The 18,238-nt window shown below is 52.9% G+C and carries 11 protein-coding genes; 9 read left to right on the forward strand and 2 right to left on the reverse strand.

Annotated features, from left to right (window positions below; genetic code table 11):
• The first annotated feature begins 268 nt into the window (after positions 1 to 268).
• From ahpC to KJS42_RS13130, 8 genes are all read left to right on the forward strand, one after another.
• Positions 269 to 832 (forward strand): alkyl hydroperoxide reductase subunit C, encoded by a 564-nt coding sequence (ahpC, locus tag KJS42_RS13095; protein ID WP_155607006.1) that lies wholly within the window; start codon positions 269 to 271, stop codon positions 830 to 832.
• Positions 833 to 844: 12 nt separating this feature from the next.
• On the forward strand, positions 845 to 2,374 hold the full coding sequence (gene ahpF / locus KJS42_RS13100; RefSeq protein WP_213623097.1) for an alkyl hydroperoxide reductase subunit F: 1,530 nt from the start codon (positions 845 to 847) through the stop codon (positions 2,372 to 2,374).
• 165 nt (positions 2,375 to 2,539) lie between these two features.
• The gene (locus KJS42_RS13105; protein ID WP_193417213.1) at positions 2,540 to 3,484 is read left to right on the forward strand and encodes an ABC transporter permease; all 945 of its coding nucleotides are present in this window, start codon (positions 2,540 to 2,542) and stop codon (positions 3,482 to 3,484) included.
• Between the two features lie 12 nt (positions 3,485 to 3,496).
• Positions 3,497 to 4,426, forward strand: a complete 930-nt coding sequence (locus KJS42_RS13110; RefSeq protein WP_213623098.1) for a carbohydrate ABC transporter permease — start codon at positions 3,497 to 3,499, stop codon at positions 4,424 to 4,426.
• Between the two features lie 64 nt (positions 4,427 to 4,490).
• Positions 4,491 to 5,990 (forward strand): ABC transporter substrate-binding protein, encoded by a 1,500-nt coding sequence (locus KJS42_RS13115; RefSeq protein WP_193417212.1) that lies wholly within the window; start codon positions 4,491 to 4,493, stop codon positions 5,988 to 5,990.
• Positions 5,991 to 6,124: 134 nt separating this feature from the next.
• A complete protein-coding gene (locus tag KJS42_RS13120; protein WP_193417211.1) occupies positions 6,125 to 7,852 on the forward strand; it encodes a sensor histidine kinase in 1,728 nt (575 codons plus the stop codon).
• A gap of 7 nt (positions 7,853 to 7,859) precedes the next feature.
• Positions 7,860 to 8,621, forward strand: coding sequence for a response regulator transcription factor (locus KJS42_RS13125; protein WP_155607012.1), 762 nt, complete (start codon positions 7,860 to 7,862; stop codon positions 8,619 to 8,621).
• A gap of 27 nt (positions 8,622 to 8,648) precedes the next feature.
• Positions 8,649 to 10,169 (forward strand): ABC transporter substrate-binding protein, encoded by a 1,521-nt coding sequence (locus KJS42_RS13130; RefSeq protein ID WP_213623099.1) that lies wholly within the window; start codon positions 8,649 to 8,651, stop codon positions 10,167 to 10,169.
• 56 nt (positions 10,170 to 10,225) lie between these two features.
• On the opposite strand, the gene KJS42_RS13135 is transcribed toward KJS42_RS13130, so the two are convergent.
• Positions 10,226 to 13,291: an endo-1,4-beta-xylanase gene (locus tag KJS42_RS13135; protein ID WP_213623100.1), complete on the reverse strand. Its 3,066-nt coding sequence runs from the start codon at positions 13,289 to 13,291 to the stop codon at positions 10,226 to 10,228.
• A gap of 219 nt (positions 13,292 to 13,510) precedes the next feature.
• Between KJS42_RS13135 and KJS42_RS13140 the strand changes: the two genes are divergently transcribed.
• Positions 13,511 to 15,808, forward strand: coding sequence for a nitric-oxide reductase large subunit (locus KJS42_RS13140; RefSeq protein ID WP_213623101.1), 2,298 nt, complete (start codon positions 13,511 to 13,513; stop codon positions 15,806 to 15,808).
• A 51-nt stretch (positions 15,809 to 15,859) separates the two neighbouring features.
• Here KJS42_RS13140 and KJS42_RS13145 read toward each other — a convergent pair whose 3' ends face one another.
• The gene (locus tag KJS42_RS13145; protein WP_213623102.1) at positions 15,860 to 18,118 is read right to left on the reverse strand and encodes an FAD-dependent oxidoreductase; all 2,259 of its coding nucleotides are present in this window, start codon (positions 18,116 to 18,118) and stop codon (positions 15,860 to 15,862) included.
• Positions 18,119 to 18,238 lie beyond the last annotated feature (120 nt).

An 18,238-nucleotide genomic window follows, 5' to 3' on the forward strand; every position in this document is an offset into this window, starting at 1 on the left:
GGCTTCCGACCGAACCTCCGGTCCGAAGCCTTTTAGGTTTGCGCCCCCTGATCCTATTCATCCTTTCTAGTAAGCTCTAAAAGTCGAGTGAGTTCCTCTGAAAGCCGTGTGATTAATTTGTGAAAGTTACATAGCAAACGATTAGTTTCAACGGATGAGGGTATATTAATTGTGAAGACTTGGTGAAGTAGATTGACGTTGAGAATGGTTCGCATATAATAATTAATATAAATAACAGACAAACCACAGCCAAAAGGAGAGTTAAATCATGTCATTGATTGGAAAAGAAGTATTGCCTTTTAAAGCTCAAGCTTATCAGAACGGGAAATTTATCGATGTTTCCGATGCAGACTTTAAAGGGAAATGGAGCGTTGTATGCTTCTATCCAGCGGACTTCACGTTCGTATGCCCTACGGAGCTGGAAGACTTGCAGGATCAATATGCTACCTTGAAAGATCTTGGCGTTGAGGTCTATTCTGTATCGACCGACTCCCACTTCGTGCATAAAGCTTGGCACGATAGCTCCGAAGCGATCGGCAAGGTTACTTACATTATGATCGGCGACCCTTCCCACACGATTTCCCGTAACTTCGACGTTCTGATCGAAGAAGAAGGCGTGGCGGATCGGGGTACCTTTATCATCGACCCGAACGGCGTGATCCAAGCTATCGAAATCACGGCTGGCGGGATTGGACGGGATGCAAGCACCCTGATCGACAAGATCAAAGCAGCTCAATACGTTCATAACCATCCAGGTGAAGTTTGCCCGGCGAAATGGAAAGAAGGAGCCGCAACCTTGAAACCAAGCCTTGACTTGGTTGGCAAGATCTAAGGAGAGAGAATCATGAAACTGGATGCAGACATCAAACAACAATTAGAGCAATATCTTCAGCTCCTTGAAGGGAATGTTCTGCTGAAAGTCAGTGCCGGAACCGACTCGGTTTCGAACGATATGCTGGACCTCGTTCACGAGTTGTCCAGCATGTCGGATAAAATTACCGTCGAACAAACGACTTTACCCAGAACCCCTAGCTTCAGCGTGAATCGCGTAGGGGAAGAGACCGGCATCACCTTTGCCGGTGTTCCACTGGGCCATGAGTTTACTTCCCTGGTACTGGCTTTGTTGCAAGTCAGCGGAAGACCTCCGAAGGTTGAACAGCATATTATTGATCAAATCAAGGGGATTCGAGGCGAATACCGCTTCGAAACCTACGTCAGCTTGACCTGCCATAACTGCCCGGACGTCGTTCAGGCGTTGAACCTGCTGAGCGTTCTGAATCCTGGCATTTCCCATACAATGATCGACGGCGCGGCTTTCAAGGATGAAGTCGAGAGCAAAGAGATCATGGCGGTGCCAACCGTATTCATGAACGGGGAGCTGTTCGGTAACGGCCGGATGTCCGTCGAGGACATTCTGGGCAAGCTGGGCTCGTCGGATACGACGGCATTTGAAGGCAAAGAGCCTTACGACGTGCTTGTCGTTGGGGGCGGACCTGCCGGTGCCAGCGCGGCGATTTACGCAGCACGTAAAGGGATCCGTACCGGGATCGTCGCTGAACGCTTTGGCGGACAAGTGAATGACACCCTTGGCATCGAGAACTTGATTGGCGTGAAGTATACAGAAGGGCCTAAGCTTGCGGCCAATCTGGAAGAGCACGCGAAGGAATACAATATCGACATCATGATGTCACAGCGGGCGAAAGGCCTTCAGAAGAAGGACCTGATCGAAGTGGAGCTGGAGAACGGTGCGGTCCTGAAGAGCAAAACGGTCATCCTGTCCACCGGGGCACGCTGGCGCAACATGAATGTACCGGGCGAAGCAGAATTTAAGAATAAAGGCGTGGCGTATTGCCCGCACTGTGATGGTCCATTGTTTGCAGGGAAACGTGTCGCTGTTGTCGGCGGAGGCAACTCCGGTGTTGAGGCAGCCATTGACCTGGCGGGCGTGGCATCGCATGTGACCGTACTTGAATTCATGCCTGAGCTGAAAGCCGACTCTGTCTTGCAGGATCGTCTGAACAGCTTGCCGAACACCACCGTAATCAAGAACGCGCAAGTGAAGGAAGTTACGGGGGACAGTAAGGTGAACGGAGTAACCTACATCGAGCGGGAAAGCGGTGAAGAGAAGCATCTCGAGCTGGAAGGCGTATTCGTTCAAATCGGCCTTGTGCCGAACACGGAATGGCTGGAAGGCACGCTGGAACGTACCCGGATGGGCGAGATTATCGTCGACAACCGTGGGGCAACGACTCTTCCAGGCGTATTTGCGGCCGGCGACTGCACCAACTCGGCTTACAAGCAAATCATTATTTCGATGGGTTCAGGCGCGACAGCGGCCTTGGGCGCCTTCGATTACATGATCCGCAATCAATAACATCATAGGTATGAAATCAGGCCCGCTCATCGAGAGCGGGCTATTTTTGTGTACAAATCTAAAGTTTGTTGACTATAGTATCAAGTTTATGGTCTGGATGTAAGCGCTGTATTCCCGATAAAATGAGATTAGACAGAGCAGTACACAGGAAAGAGGTGACGGAACATGAAGTCGAAGGAAAACAGAAAGCGCTTACACACGCGTTGGCGCAAACAAGACACGGAGCTGACGTTATTGGCCTTGCCAACGACCCTTTGGTATATTCTGTTCAGTTTCCTGCCGATGTTCGGCATCATTATCGCCTTTAAGAATTTCAAAATAACCGGTGGGTTTCTGAGCAATGTATTCAACAGCCCCTGGGCAGGCCTCAAAAACTTTGAATTCCTCTTCAAGTCGAACGATGCCTGGATCATTATTCGGAACACCATCGGGTACAACTTGATCTTTATCGTCCTTGGGATTGTGATCCCCGTGGCTTTAGCCTTGATGATCGGGATGATCCACAACCGCCGGGCCGGGAAAGCCTATCAAACGATGATGTTCCTGCCCTATTTCCTCTCCTGGGTTGTAGTCTCCGCTGTGGGTTGGGCGTTCTTAAGTTTCGATAAGGGGATTCTCAATCAAATGTTGGTGAATTGGGGAAATGAGCCGGTCAACTGGTACATGGAACCGAAATATTGGCCTTACTTCTTGATCTTCATGAATATCTGGAAGGGGCTAGGTTATGGAATGGTCGTCTATTTGGCGACAATCGCCGGGATTGATAAGACCTACTATGAAGCGGCCGTGATCGATGGCGCTACGCTCTGGCAGCAAACCCGGTTTATCACGCTGCCGCTGATGAAACTGGTTATCGTGATGATGTTCATCTTGGCGGTGGGACGGATCTTCTACACGGACTTCGGGTTATTCTTTCAGGTCCCGAGGGACTCCAATTCCCTGTTTAATGTGGCCACGACGATTGATGTCTTGGTTTACAAGCAGCTCAAAACGGCAACTGTCGGCATGGCTTCGGCTGCGGCTTTTGTACAATCGGTTCTCGGCTGTCTGATGATTCTAGCGGCGAACTGGACGGTTCGCAAAATCGATTCGGATAGCGCGATGATCTAAGGAGGTGCGTTTATGGCAACAAGAACGGTTTACGAGAGCGGCTTGGATCGCTTTAATCGTCCAAGCAAAGGGGTGAATTTACTCCTCCATCTCCTCTTCTTCTTCCTTGCGGTGATTTGTGTTGTGCCTATGCTGGTGGTCTTATCCATCTCGCTGTCCAGTGAAGACTCGATTCGGGAGAACGGCTATCACCTGATCCCAACGGCCTTCTCGGGGGATGCCTACGGGTATATCGCGAAGCAGGGAACGATGATTTTGCAGGCCTTGGGGATCTCCGTCTTTGTCACGATCGTCGGAACCGTGTTGGGGATTCTGCTCACCACCTCGATGGGGTACGTTCTCTCTCGGCCGAATTATAAGCTGAAGGGGTTCCTGACGTGGGTCGTATTTATTCCAATGGTGTTCAACGGCGGGTTGGTCTCGAGCTACTATATCAATGCCAATTTACTGGGGCTGAAAGATACGGTTTGGTCGCTGATTCTGCCGCTGGCGGTCTCCTCATTTAACGTCATTATTTGTAAGACCTTCTTTAAAAGCACGATTCCGGACGGATTAATCGAATCCGCAGAAATCGATGGAGCCGGCCAGTTGCGCATTTTCTTCTCGATCATTTTACCGATCTCCTTACCGGTCATCGCAACGATAGGTTTGTTCCTATGTTTTGGTTACTGGAATGACTGGTTCCAATCGATGTTGTACATCAACAATCAGGACCTGTATTCGTTGCAGGCACTGTTGAATAACTTGATGAGCAATGTGGACGCGCTGGCAAGGAATGCTTCTAGTCTGGGGATTAGTTACGCGGAGCTGGTTGCCACGATGCCTAAAGAATCCGCCCGCATGGCGGTGGCTGTCGTGATTGTGCTCCCGGTCGCCTTTGCGTATCCCTTCTTCCAGCGATACTTCATCTCCGGCTTGACTGTAGGCGCAGTCAAAGGATAATCCGAAATAAACTGGGCTTGTCTCAGTTTATGTATATTAAGAACACAAAAGGGAGGAAATATCTATGACAAGGTCTTTGAAGCTCATCTCTACCCTATGTATTATGATGCTTCTCATGTCCGTTCTTGCCGCATGCGGTTCGAAGTCGAATTCTTCGTCGGCGAACAACTCGCCAGACTCTTCGACGAACACTTCTACAGAAACACCGACAACTTCGGGGGAGATCCCGACGTTGGTATGGTGGACGATCGGCGGTCAGGTTCCGGATAACTTCGAAAAGGCCATCGAAGCCATGAACGAATACACAGCCGAGAAAATCGGCGTGAAGATCGACATTAAAGTGGCAAGCTGGGGCGATTGGGATACGAAAATTAACACGATCGTAAACACGGGTGAACCTTTCGATATCCTCTTCACCAACGTTTCCAAATACAATCAGCAAGTGACCATCGGGGCGCTCGCAGACATCACCGATTTGGTGCAAAGCGAGACACCGGAACTGTATAAGTTCATTCCAGAGAAGGTATGGGATGGGACGAGAATCGGCGGCAAGCTTTATTCCGTGCCAACCTATAAGGACTCCTCTCTAACCCAATATTGGGTGTTCGATCATAAGTATGTTGAGAAATACGGCATTGACTTGAACAACATCAAAACCCTGAAGGATCTGGATAAACCGTTCCACGACATGAAAGCCGGAGAGGGCAAGAGCTTCTATCCATTGCCGATGACGCAAGGCGACGGATTTAACGGATTCTTTAACCGGTATGACGATCTTGCGCTGGGATTCCCTCCGATTGGGGTTTCGGTGGATGACGCTTCCCGCAAGGTGGTATCCGTTCTGGAACAACAGGATGTCATGGACGAATTGAAGATTCTGCACCAATGGTATAAGGATGGCATTATCAATCCCGATGCTCCAACCAAGCCGGAAGCGGACAAAGGCCGCGCGTTCTTCAGTGCTCAAGGCTTCCCAGGGGCGGACATTACTTGGCAAATCAACGAGGGCGTCGAGAAGTACGACATGACGCAGGTTTACGGACCGCTCTACACGACGGCAACGATTCAAGGTTCCCTCAACGGAATCTCGGCCAATTCCAAGTATAAGAAGGAAGCTTTGAAATACCTGGAGCTGGTGAATACCGATCCGAAGCTTCGCAACATGCTGGCCTTTGGTGAAGAGGGCGTCGACTACGTGAAAGTGGACGGCGAGAAAGTCATTGAACGTATTTCCGATACTTGGCCGCTGGCTGGATATACGCAAGGGACCTTCTTCAATATGGCGACAACCAAAGGAGCTCCGGAAGATCAATGGGTACAAGTTCAGAAGCTGAATGAACAAGCGACCGCTTCGTCCTTGCTCGGTTTCTCACTCGACACGACCAATCTGACTACCGAAGTAGCGAACGTGAAAGCGACGTGGGATAAGTACCGTTATGAATTGCTCACAGGCGCATCCGATCCGGAGAAGAGGGTGCCACAGATCATCGAAGAACTGAAAAAGGCCGGAATGGATACCATCATGAAAGCTGCACAAGAGCAGATCGATGCCTTCTTTAAATAAGAGCTAAGGCTTCACTCGATTGGCCCGGACGGTAGATTTATCTACCGTTCGGGCTTTTCAATATGATGGTATAATGAGGACAGAGGATGGCATTGGAATCAGCGCCGTAAGACACAAGGCAAAGGAGGCGCCGAATGGGCTCCTTTTGGCAGATTAAAATATACCGAAGTAAATTCATTGCCTATACGATATCTGTTGTGACCATCGGTTTGGCGCTGGGCATCATGACCTGTGCAGTTCTCATGTATCAGTGGATCGAGGGTGCTCGAGCTGAAGCAATCAGCACGTTTGCTCGAATCGAGAACGAGCTGCAGTATGATACCGATCGAATTGAAGCTTATATGCAGCGAATTTACTCTAATGATCGCCTGATGACGGATGTTCGTTTCTTTCTTGGGAACACCGCGGAAGGTTACCAGACGAGCAGGCTGCAGAATAGCCAATACAATGAACCGCTGGTCTCTTTCCCGGAAGATATGAGGGCTTTCTTACACAGTTCCATGAAGGGAGATCTGACCCAAGTCAGTCTGCATACCGATTCCGATAGCAACGTGGTGCGGTTTGATGACAATGGCAATCCTAGCTTTCTGTTTCGCGTGCCGAACACGGATGAGATCTTTCGCGAGTCTATGGAGAAGGGATTTGTGTACCGTAAGAAATTGTCCGACCCCAACCAGATTTCTCGTCAAATCGGAGAGTTCCGCTTCTTGATCGGCAGCGATCCGTTGTTCAGGAAAGTACAAGGTTATAAGTTGGACATCGCCGCGGCCATTAGCGATTCGGGTGAAGTGTATATGATCTCCGGCATGGACCATGGGACCAAGGAGATGGCGCTCAAAGCCACGGAGGAGAAACGAAGCAGCGGGTATTCCTCCTTAGGGGGGATGAAGAATGTCTTCTTCATGACCTTTACCTCCACCAAGTTTGATTACCGATTTGTGTTTCTCGTGGATTTGTCTCACCTGATGCATCAAAAGGCGGGCATCCTATTTGCTGTCGTAGGTATTGTTCTGTTGGCCATGATTAGCGTATTGCTGCTTATCGCTTACAATATGCGTGACGATGCGAGATTCCTAAGGCACATCATCCACTCCATCAAGCGAGTGAAGACGGCGGATTTCACGTCGAGTTTCCCCGCTCCCTATCGGCGCAACGAATACGGCATGATTGCCCGCGAATTGGATGATATGGTGCATGAGCTCGATAAACATATTCGCACCGAGTATTTGCTGAAATTGAAGCAGCAGGAAACCGAAATGAAAGCGCTTCAGCATCAGATCAACCCCCATTTTCTGTACAATACCCTGGAGTCGATTCGCTCCACGGCTTTGCTTCACCGTGACGTGGATACGGCGGATGCCATTGCGACCTTAGGTTCTCTCTATCGCGATATCGTTCACAAAGACAATATTATTTCGATCGGGGAAGAGCTGGAACTGTTGCAGAAGTTTCTGAGCATCATGGAGCTGAAGTATCCGGGACGGTTCTATTATCAGATCAATGTGGATGAGGCGCTATTGCGTCTCCAGACGGTCAAATTTTGGATGCAACCGCTGGCCGAGAACTTCTTCGTTCATGGGTTCAATTCAAGCAGTGAATTCAATTTACTCGTCGTGAACGGTTGGGAAGAGGACGGACGGTTCATCCTGGAATTTATGGATAACGGGAAATGTATACCCGAAGCGCGTCTGGAAGAAGTGAGGCAACATCTGATCTGTCGTGATGATACGCCTGTACGCAGTATTGGACTGCGTAACGTGCATACCCGGCTGCATTTTTTCTATGGTGAGGCCTTAGCGATGGAAATTGAGAATAATGAGGAAGCGGGAGTCAAGATTACCGTGAGGATCACAAAGGGGTGACTTCAGCATGTATAAGCTTCTGATCGTAGATGACGAACCGCAGATTCTGGAGGGCATGAAGCGAACCTTGGATTGGGGGGAATACGGCTTTCACCAAATCGAAACGAGCGAAACGAAAGAAGACGCGATCGCCAAATCCGTGGATTTATTGCCGGATATCGCCATCTTCGATGTATGTATCGGCCCTGATCTTGGGTATGAGATCATCCATCAGCTCAATGAACTGCGTCTCCCTACCAAATATATTATAATGAGCGGTTACAGTGAATTCGAATATGCCCAAGCGGCGATTCGCTGCGGCGTGAAGGACTATCTGCTAAAGCCCGTTGAGCGTTCCAAGCTGCAGAAGGTGATTGAGAAGATCATTGTGGAGGATTTGCAGGGGACTTTAAATGGGATCAGCAGGAAAGATAACACTACGGATCCGATCCTGGGAATTCCCTATGAGGAGTTATCCAAACTGACCAACCGTATCCTGCTCATGGTGAAGGCGGAGTTTGCCCAGAACATCACGTTGAAATCGGTGGCGGAGCGTTTTCGCATGAATAGTACGTACCTTGGACAGTTGTTCTTAAAAGAAACCCGCATGAAATTTTCGGAATATTTGATGGCGTACCGTATGCTTCTTGCGAAGGAGCGCATTCTCGCTACGAACGAGAAGATCGCCAACATCGCCCAGTCCGTGGGCTACGCGAATTTGAATTACTTTTACACGCATTTTCAAGGATATTATGGCATGTCCCCTTCGGATCTTCGAAAAAAAAGCTAGTGCTCCACAGGCGGAAAGGAGGATGGGATGCAGCGACGTTCGTTGTTCAATCGTGTGGCCCATTGCTTGGCATTAACCGGCATGTTATCCCTACTTGTCATGGGCTGTTCGCCTTCCTCTGACAAAGGGGAAACGATACCGCGTAAGGACATGGTCAATTTGGTCTACTATACGATCGGGGAGCCGGATCCGGACCTGAAGAAGGTGAATGACAAGATCAATGAAGTATTGTCTAAGAAGATCGGAATCACCATTACTTATATCAAGGTCGGATGGCAGGAATACGATAATCGCCTCAACACGATGTTATCGGCAGGAACACCCTTCGATATCGCCTATGCCCCGGAGTTCACGACTTATGTGAAACGTGGGGCCTGGCTGCGGCTGGATGACTATCTGTCCAGTACGGGTAAGGATATGTACGATGTGATTGACCCTATTTTTTGGCAGGGGGTACGGATGGACGACGGGGGAATTTATGGCGTGCCCACCAACAAGGAATTAGCGGTCCGCCAACAGTGGATGTATCCGGAAGAGATGGTAAAGAAGTATAACATCGATATTACGAAGTACAATACCCTGGAATCGCTTGAACCCTTGATGCGGATGATCAAGCAGAAGGAATTCGATTATCTGCCGATGGAGCTGGACAAGGATTCCCATAACTTCTTCGCTTTATATGGGTACGAGTACGTGATTGATAAGGAACTCCCATTAATGCTGCGGTCTTTAGATTCCCGTTCTCGGGTCGTGAGTATTTTCGAAACCGAGGAGGCTCGGCGGGTGCTGGATACGCTTCGGCGTTATTATCAGGCAGGCTACATCAACGAAGATGCGGCTTTACGGGAGAGTCAGGAGCTGGAGAGAGGGAAGAAAGTGTTCTGGAAGGCCTCAAGCGGCGGCCCCCTCTCTGAGAATAGCTGGAGTAAGGATCGCGGCTACAAGGTCGTTGCGCATCCCGTCACGACGGAGGTGGTCACGACCGAAGATGTGCGGGGAGGCGTCATGGCGGTCAGTTCGGATACGAAGTATCCGGTCGAATGTATCAAGTTCTTGAACCTGCTCAATACCGACCCGGAGGTACGAAACCTATTTAACTATGGGATCGAAGGCGTGCATTACACCTTGGACAAGAAGGGTCAAGTCGTGCTGATCCCTCCGAAGGATGCGGACGGACACCCCGTATCCGACGTTTCGTCCAATTACATTGGAGTTACGTTTACCCAAGGCAACTGGTTTATCTTAAAGACGATGGGCGGCGAGAATCCGGAACCGATAAATAAATGGGAGGAATTTCGCGCTTCCAACGCAAGAGCCGTGAAATCTAGTACGTTTGGGTTTACGCCAGATTTGTCCATGATGCCGATCCAGATGCAGAACATCAAGATGGTCTGGCAGAAATATTATCCGAGCCTTATGACCGGCAGCGTGGACGTAGATACCGAACTTCCGAAGTTCAATGAGGAACTGAAGCAGGCAGGCCTCTACGAGGTGCAGGCCGAGGTGCAAAAACAGCTGGATGCTTGGCGTGCTTCGAGTAAGCGATGACGACGGAATAGAAAACGGCGGTGCAGGGAGAATCCCTGTTACCGCCGTTTTTGCTGTTACTTCTTCTTCCCCTTCGGGACTTGGACCGTGGTCTTGGCTGTCGTTTTATTGCCCGCCTTGTCGGTAGCTTCGTAGGTGATCGTGTAAATTCTTCCGTTTCCTTTCCCCGATCGCTCCGCCCGTAGCTGGAACTCTTTATCAGCTGTTCCGATATCGGCGCCTTGAATATCGTTCGCTTTGTCGCCATCGCCCAGCCCGTTGTCGCTTTCGTTGCTGGTGATCGAAACTAACTTAATCGAGGCAATACCGGAATCCTTATCGGAGGCCTTCCATGTGATCCGGATCGGAACCATCTTGTGGTTTGGTGTCGAGAGAACGGCGGGACTGGCGGTAATCTTCAAAACGGGCGGCGTCGTATCGACGTTGCCTTTTCCCGTCAAGGTCAAGATGCCGTAGACAGAGGTGTCTTGATATCCGTTGCCGGTCGTGTCGTTCCAGGCGGCCACGCTTTGGCGCGCGCCGTCTTTGGCATCGTTGATCTGCGTGTCGAAGCCGATTTTTACATTATTCGCCGGTGTAACCGATTGAAACGGAATCTTCATTTCGACTGTATAGTTCGTGCCGTCGACCTTGGTCGCCGATACGAAGCCTGTGGCGAGCTTCTCTGGATTAAAGCTGGCCTCATTCGCATAGTTCACACGGAATTGTCCATCGTCATCTTGATAGAACGAGGTCTTGGCATTATTCTCGTCCAGGAACACCTCAACCGAATCCTGCTCCCATGCGTTTGGACTGTTCTTATCCAACTGCGCGTCGCTGACTTGAATCAGGACATACAGGTTATGATCGTCCCAGAGCGCTTTAGCCGTGCCGGATGCACCTTGCCAAGCCGTTTGGTAACGCTGGATCGGCATCGCCGGGGTTTTGCTCCAAACGGCATCCGCCGCCCCATCTACGGTAGGCGTACCATAGAAAGCGGTAGACTGGCTCGCTTCCGACACATCCGGCTGGTGTTCTTCAATGAACTTGGCGGGGTTAATCACGCCGTAATAAGCCGGTTTGGCCTGAAGATTCTTGTCAAACAGCAGCGGGTTAGACGAGGAGCGCCAGCTGGTGCCGTCATCCAATCCCCAGAAGGTGACGCGGGCGATGTGGTCGGCATGCGCCTTGAAGATTTGCATCAATTGCGCGTACAAATAACCTTGCGCATTCGCCAGCTTCTCGGACAGCTGGTAGTTGCTGCCGGCTTGAATGTCTAGCTCCGTGATGCTGACTTCCACGCCCAAGGAGATGAATTTCTCCAGGGATAGTCGAACGTTCTCCGGATTCGTGTTAACGCTATAGTGCGCTTGCATGCCGACGCCGTCGATCAGCTTTTTGCCCGGATGGGTCAGCGCATATTTGTCGTTCAACGCTTTGACCATGTTATAGATGGCTTGAGCTTTGTTCTGGTTATCTTCGTTGTAATCGTTGTAATACAACTTGATATCCCATTCCGGATGCCGGTCGAGCACTTCTCTGGCTGCGAGGAACGCCTGCTCAACGTAGTCATCGCCGATCGCGGTCTTCCACGGGGCTTGCCGCAAGGACGCTTGCCAATCCGCCGGGTTCCCCGGGTTATCGTTCATCGCTTCATTGACAACGTCCCAAGAAATCACCTTGTTGCCGAAATGCTCCATGACGGTTTGAATGTGAGTCCGCAAGTTAGCCAAGGCCTCTTCCCGGCTCAATGGGACCGAGTTTCCTTGTGCATCGGTGGCCGTATTCATCCAAGCCGGCGATTGCTGGTGCCAGACCAAGACATGGCCGTGCATTTGCATCCCTTCTGCCCGGACCTTATCGACCATGGCATCCGCCGCGGTAAACGTAAAATTGCCTTTTGTCGGCTGTAGCCCGTCAGGCTTCATGGCGTTGCCGGCTGTGGCGACGTTGTGGTGCATGTCGAGCAGCTCCAATCGTACGCCTTCCAAATCCTCGGCCGAGATGGCGTTACCGATCAAGAAGTCGCTTTGGTAAGCGGTTTTCAGCGGGATCAAATCCTTTTGGATGGCAATTGGGCCGGATCCAGTGCTTTCAAAACTCACGTCGTCGATGTAAAAAGAAGCGGTCGCGTTATTCGAACTTTCCACGTAAATCGTCAAAAATTCGCCGCCCACGCTGTTATAACGGTAGGTTCCTTCAAACTGAACCCAATTGTCCCCGGTATTTAGGGTCTTGGGGGATAGGGCTACGTAATTCGCGCTGCTGCCTTCGCCGATTTGAGTAGACAACTGGATTTGCGAGCTGGCGGGATCGATCAGCTTGACCCAGGCCGAAATCTTGTATTCGGCGCCTTGGTCCACGTATTTCTCTACGCGCAGCGTTGGCCCGTGCCAGGTGTCGGTACGGCCTTCAACCTTGAGCGCATAGGAACCGCCTGGTGTATGGTTCGCCTCGTTCGTCACGGTCAACGTTTCGGTACCTGCTCGGCCCGCGAAGCCGCCGGATTTTTGATCCTCAAAGGTGATCGTAGAGAAAGGCAATGCCGGGTCTCGAGGCGGCTGTTCACCACCGCCGGAGCTGGCTTGCTCCGTGATGCGAATGTCTCCGATGTAGAAAGGAACCGCAGCACCTGCAGCATTCGAGTTGATGCGCAGCGCCTTGTCTGCGCTTGTATCCACGGTAAACTCCTTCGTTAATGTCACGGCTTGGCCGGCGAGGTATGCCGCTTCGGCATAATTGCCGTAGCTGTCCACGGTTTGAAGGGCAGCTTTGGCGTCAGCGGGTACGCTAACGGCGGCGTCCACGTATACGGTAACTTGGGCCGTATAGGTTTTGCCGTTCACCAAGCCGATATCGCTAAACCGGAAGTCGGCCGCGTCCCAGTTGTTCACCCGGTTACTGACGTATAATGCGCCGCCGTCCTCGTTGCCGGTAAACGTCTTGCCAGTGACCTGCGTCAGGGTCGCCCCTCCTGATTGGACCGCTTTGCCGATTCCATTTGCGAAGTCCTCATGGTACACCGTGACCGTGCCGTCCGGAGCCGAGGTGTCGGCTTTGGTTACCGAGGCCGGCCATCCTGCAGGCAGCAGCAAGACTGCGGCGATCAGCAGCATGAGGATACGTTTCATCGATTGATTCATTCGATCACTCCCCTTTGATATTGAATATGGCAGTTAAGCGCTTACATTTTGTTGGAAGGCTCCTCCTTTCCTGCCTCAAATGATACCACCCCATTGGGAAGCCTGGCTTTCTCGAAATTAAAGATTCATTCTTGGTTATTATAGGAAATTCGGGGGTACCCTAACCAATCAAGGAGCTACGTCCTTAACCATCATTGTCATACAGGAGCGTGATATGTAATGAAAGTGGCCAAGTTATGGATCAGCCTGGGGCTCGTGATTGCGATATCCTTTGCGGTCTTGGGTTATTACGGCGGGGAGATCTACCATTCCATGCCTCCTATTCCGAAGCAAGTGGTATCTACTGACGGCACGGTGCTGATGACCGAACAGGATATTTTGGACGGTCAGAATGTCTGGCAGTCGATGGGCGGCCAGGAAATCGGAAGCGTCTGGGGGCACGGGGCCTATGTCGCTCCCGACTGGTCGGCGGATTGGCTGCACCGGGAATCGGAAATGCTGCTCCATCGATGGGCGCAAACCGAAACCGGAAATTCGTATGACCGCTTGAACGATGATCAACAGGCGCTGCTACTCAGTAGGTTAAAAAAAGAAATGCGCACGAATACATACGATTCCGGTAGCGGGCAAATCACCCTATCGCCGGACCGTGCCCAAACGTTTACCGAGTTAAGCCGGTATTATGCGGGCTTGTTCGGTCATGACCCCCAATTCGACAAGCTGCGCGACGATTACGCCATTCCAAGCAATGCCCTGAAGGATCCCGCCAGAGCTAAGGCGCTGAATGCGTTCTTCTTCTGGGCGGCTTGGTCCTGCGCGGCGGAACGGCCCGGAGAGAACGTCAGCTATACGAACAATTGGCCGCATGAGCCGCTGGTAGGCAATACATTAACCGGCTCCATGGTCATTTGGTCGGTGGTCAGCTTTGTACTGCTGTTGGCTGGCATTGGAGCTCTGGCATGGTATTACGCTACCCAGAAGCATACAGAAGGGGAGGAGCGTTTTCCTGAGAAGGACCCCTTGTTGGCTTTGTCACCTACCCCATCAATGAAAGCGACCTTGAAATACTTCTGGGTGGTCACCGCGTTGGTGGTGGTCCAGGCGGCATTGGGAGCGATCACGGCTCACTACCAGGTAGAGGGGAGCAGCTTCTACGGCATTCCTATAGCAGACTGGATCCCTTACTCGGTGACGCGAACATGGCACACGCAGCTCGGCATCTTCTGGATCGCCACGGCTTGGTTGGCCACCGGACTGTTCGTAGCGCCGGCCGTTTCCGGACATGAACCGAAGCTGCAGAGAGCGGGAGTCAATTTCCTGTTCGTCTGCTTGTTAATAATCGTTGTCGGATCGATGGTCGGACAATGGTTCGCGATCCAGCAAAGACTCGGTTTCACGGCGAACTTCTGGTTTGGACATCAGGGGTATGAATATGTCGATCTGGGCCGGTTCTGGCAGATTTTCCTTACCGTCGGATTGTTCCTTTGGCTGTTCCTGATGGCCCGGGCGATCTGGCCCGCGCTGAAAAAAGGCAGTGAAACGCGTAACCTGCTGGTCTTGTTCTTGCTGGCCTCCACCGCGATTCCGCTGTTCTACGTCCCTGGCCTGATGTGGGGGCAGCATACCCATTTGGCGATCGCCGAATATTGGCGCTGGTGGGTTGTCCATCTCTGGGTCGAAGGCTTCTTCGAGGTGTTCGCCACGGTGGTGATGGCCTTCCTGTTCACTCGCATGGGCTTGCTGCGAGTCCGAGTGGCCACCAGTTCGGTACTCTTCTCGACGATCATCTTTCTGTTCGGCGGGATCATCGGCACGTTCCACCATCTCTATTTCAGCGGCACGCCCATTGGGGTGCTGGCCTTCGGTGCGGCATTCAGCGCTTTGGAGGTCGTTCCGCTCTGCTTGATTGGATTCGAAGCCTATGAGAACCTGACTTTGACGAGAGCCCGTCCGTGGGTCAAAGCCTACAAATGGCCGATTTACTTCTTCGTGGCCGTGGCTTTCTGGAACCTCGTTGGTGCGGGGCTGTTCGGCTTCTTCATCAACCCGCCGGTGGCCTTGTACTATATGCAGGGCTTGAATACAACGCCAGTGCATGGGCATACCGCTTTGTTCGGCGTGTACGGTACCTTGGGAATTGGGTTGATGCTGTTCTGTTTGCGCGGCTTGACCACCAATTTTGAATGGAAAACGGGGGCGCTCCGCTTCTCCTTCTGGGCCATCAACATCGGTTTGTTGCTGATGGTGCTTCTGAGCCTTCTACCGATCGGGCTCATGCAGACCTGGGCCAGCGTGGAACATGGTTACTGGTACGCCCGTTCGGCGGAATTCATGACCCGGGGGATCATCCACAATTTCGTCTGGCTGCGAGTCATCGGCGACTCCATTTTCACGTTAGGGCTGCTTGCCCTAGGCTGGTTCATCCTCGGTTTGAAGACGGGATGGTCGCTCAAAGGCGAACGCGTTCCGTATCTATCGGACAAACCGAAGGCCAAAGCAGTTTCTTCGCGGAAGTAAGCGTATAAGATAGCAAACCAATAGCCCGCTCATTTGAGCGGGCTATTCTCGTTATTTCTCGTACACTCGGACCTCGATCAGCTCCGCATGCCGCGACCCGTTTGTCTCTTCCACGACAAGCCGGATGGCTTTGACCGGAACGGCGGTTTCCAGGCGATGTACCTGCTTGCGCCGTCGGTTGCCGGTTTCCGAGACCAGAGTGATCCAATTCCCGGCGGGATCCTGCGCTTCGAGCCGATAACTCTTTACCAACTCAGGGATGATTTCGAACGGCGTGCGGTGATGGTGCAGGTTGATCAAGTCCTCGTTGACGTCGTCGTTAAAAATCACATGAATTTCGCGGACGGTTTGCTCGTTCTCCCAGGCGAGCTCGACCCAAGGTTGGGTATCCTGCGCCATCGGCTTCGACAGCCAAAGATGCGGGCCGCCGTAAGGCCGCTTATAACCGTCCAGGATATGCTCAGGGCGATAGGCGTCGGTGGTGAAGTCTGCGCGGAAGCAGAACGTTTTGCGAGCCAGACGCTTCATGCTCCATTCCACCACCGGCTGGGAATCGTCATGATCTTCGAGATCCTTGGAGACGCGAGCCGCCGCGCCCCGTTCGAAGGCCAGTAGTCCCGTCAGCGGCGTATGGGACAAGTAGAGTCGGATTGATGGATTATTACGGATGATGACAAAAGCGTTCTGCGGCTTTTCCGGCGTCCAGTCAAACCGGACGGGAATCCACTGTCCCTCGCCCTGGGGTATAGCCACGGTCGCTTGGTATTCAAGAGTGGCGGGGACGTAGTTTTCCGGTTTTCCGGTGCTCCACACCTCGACGGTAAGCTCCGTGTCCTGCGCCGCGTCCAGCCGCAATTCAATCGTGCCGGCGAGGCCGGGATCGGCCGGAAGCAGCAGGGCGACGTCTCGTTCCAGCGGGTACGCCTCGTCGGCCGATTCCGCTGCCAGGCGGGACAGGAAGGAGGAGGCGCTCAGCTTCGCGCTCCGGGTCAAGTCCGCGGCGTCTTCGTTCGCGACGCCCAGCACGGAGGCATCCTGCCGCAGCAGCGTTTGCCGCAGCAGCGGGGTGTGCTGGCGCGACAGCTCCCGCGGCGTCGCGCCCAGCTCCGCGCATAGCGCCGCGGCGGTCCCTGCGGCTTCGCCGATCGTGGCGCAGGTCGCCATGACCCGCGTCGTGCCGAATGCGACGTGCGTCGCGCTGATGTTGCGGCCCGCGAACAGCAGGTTGGACACGTTCGCGGAGTAGAGCGAGCGGAACGGGATATGGTAGTTCCCGTCCGCGTGCAGATGCTTCGAGCCGCTTTCCTCGGCGTACATCCCTTGCGGCGGATGCAGGTCGATCGACCAGCCGCCAAACGCGACCCGGTCCTCGAACGGCTCCTGCGCCAGAATGTCGTTCTGGGTCAGCGTGTAGTCGCCGAGAAAGCGGCGGTATTCCCGCTTGCCGGGGATCGAGCCGACCCATTCCAGGGTCATGCGGTCGGCGTCGAACTGTCCGGAATTTTTGATGTAATTCCAAATTCCGTAGATAACGGCCGACAACTCGTCACGGATGCGCTCGTTGTCATGCACGGTGTCCAGCTCGCCGCCCCATTCGATCCACCAGTAATGGCAACCCGAGTCGCCGCTGCGGATGACGCGCCTTAGCGGGATTGGGGTCTGCGTAATATCCTTGGCGAAGGATGGCGGTACGAATTTCACCGGGTGCCCGGCGTCCTTCGTGTAGAACAGCAGCGTGCTGCCGAGCGTGATGTCGTCGGCGACCTCGGGCGCCCAGGCTTCGTCGAATTCGTGCCGGGCCTCCCTGCCGAGCCGGTACTTGGCGCCGGCCAGGAACCCGACGAGCCCGTCCCCGGTGCAGTCGAGGAAGATCGGGCTCTCAAAGCGGATGCGCCGCTCCGAGCCCATCATCCAGCCGGTGACGGATCGGATCTGCCGCGCCTCCTCTTCGCCGTCCGCCTCGACCTCGTGCACGTCGGTGTTCAGGTATAACGAGAGGTTCGGCTCAGCCAGTACCGTTTCTAACACGACCATATCCCACAGATAGGGATTGCCGTCGGGATTGCGGTACTGGTTCTCCACGAACATTTCGCCCATGATCCCGGTCTCGCGGGCGTACCGGTTCGTGCCGTGCGCGGTCGCTCCGCAGACCCAGACGCGCACCTCGCTGCTGGAATTGCCGCCGAGTACCGGGCGGTTCTGCACGAGCGCCACCTTACGCCCGAGCCTGGCCGCCGCCACGGCGGCGCAAACGCCGGCGAGTCCTCCGCCGACGACCGTAATGTCGCTACGTACCGTTTCGTTTCTCATTGGTTTGTAAACCCCTTTCGTTTGACTGAGTGAGTTGAAGGAGATGCCGAAATGATGATTCGGTGAGCCAAAAGTGCGAATGTCGAGCCAGAAATGTGAATGTCGAGCCAAAAATGCGAG

Source organism: Paenibacillus sp. J53TS2, assembly GCF_018403305.1.
GTDB classification, from domain to species: Bacteria; Bacillota; Bacilli; order Paenibacillales; family Paenibacillaceae; genus Fontibacillus; species Fontibacillus rhizolycopersici.

Excerpts from the sequence above, each read along its gene's own strand:
- KJS42_RS13105 (WP_193417213.1), top strand. The coding sequence starts at position 2,540 with ATGAAGTCGAAGGAAAACAGAAAGCGCTTACACACGCGTTGGCGCAAA.
- KJS42_RS13120 (WP_193417211.1), top strand. The coding sequence starts at position 6,125 with ATGGGCTCCTTTTGGCAGATTAAAATATACCGAAGTAAATTCATTGCC.
- KJS42_RS13140 (WP_213623101.1), top strand. The coding sequence starts at position 13,511 with ATGAAAGTGGCCAAGTTATGGATCAGCCTGGGGCTCGTGATTGCGATA.
- KJS42_RS13125 (WP_155607012.1), top strand. The coding sequence starts at position 7,860 with ATGTATAAGCTTCTGATCGTAGATGACGAACCGCAGATTCTGGAGGGC.
- KJS42_RS13110 (WP_213623098.1), top strand. The coding sequence starts at position 3,497 with ATGGCAACAAGAACGGTTTACGAGAGCGGCTTGGATCGCTTTAATCGT.
- KJS42_RS13135 (WP_213623100.1), bottom strand. The coding sequence starts at position 13,291 with ATGAATCAATCGATGAAACGTATCCTCATGCTGCTGATCGCCGCAGTC.
- KJS42_RS13115 (WP_193417212.1), top strand. The coding sequence starts at position 4,491 with ATGACAAGGTCTTTGAAGCTCATCTCTACCCTATGTATTATGATGCTT.
- KJS42_RS13145 (WP_213623102.1), bottom strand. The coding sequence starts at position 18,118 with ATGAGAAACGAAACGGTACGTAGCGACATTACGGTCGTCGGCGGAGGA.
- ahpC (WP_155607006.1), top strand. The coding sequence starts at position 269 with ATGTCATTGATTGGAAAAGAAGTATTGCCTTTTAAAGCTCAAGCTTAT.
- ahpF (WP_213623097.1), top strand. The coding sequence starts at position 845 with ATGAAACTGGATGCAGACATCAAACAACAATTAGAGCAATATCTTCAG.
- KJS42_RS13130 (WP_213623099.1), top strand. The coding sequence starts at position 8,649 with ATGCAGCGACGTTCGTTGTTCAATCGTGTGGCCCATTGCTTGGCATTA.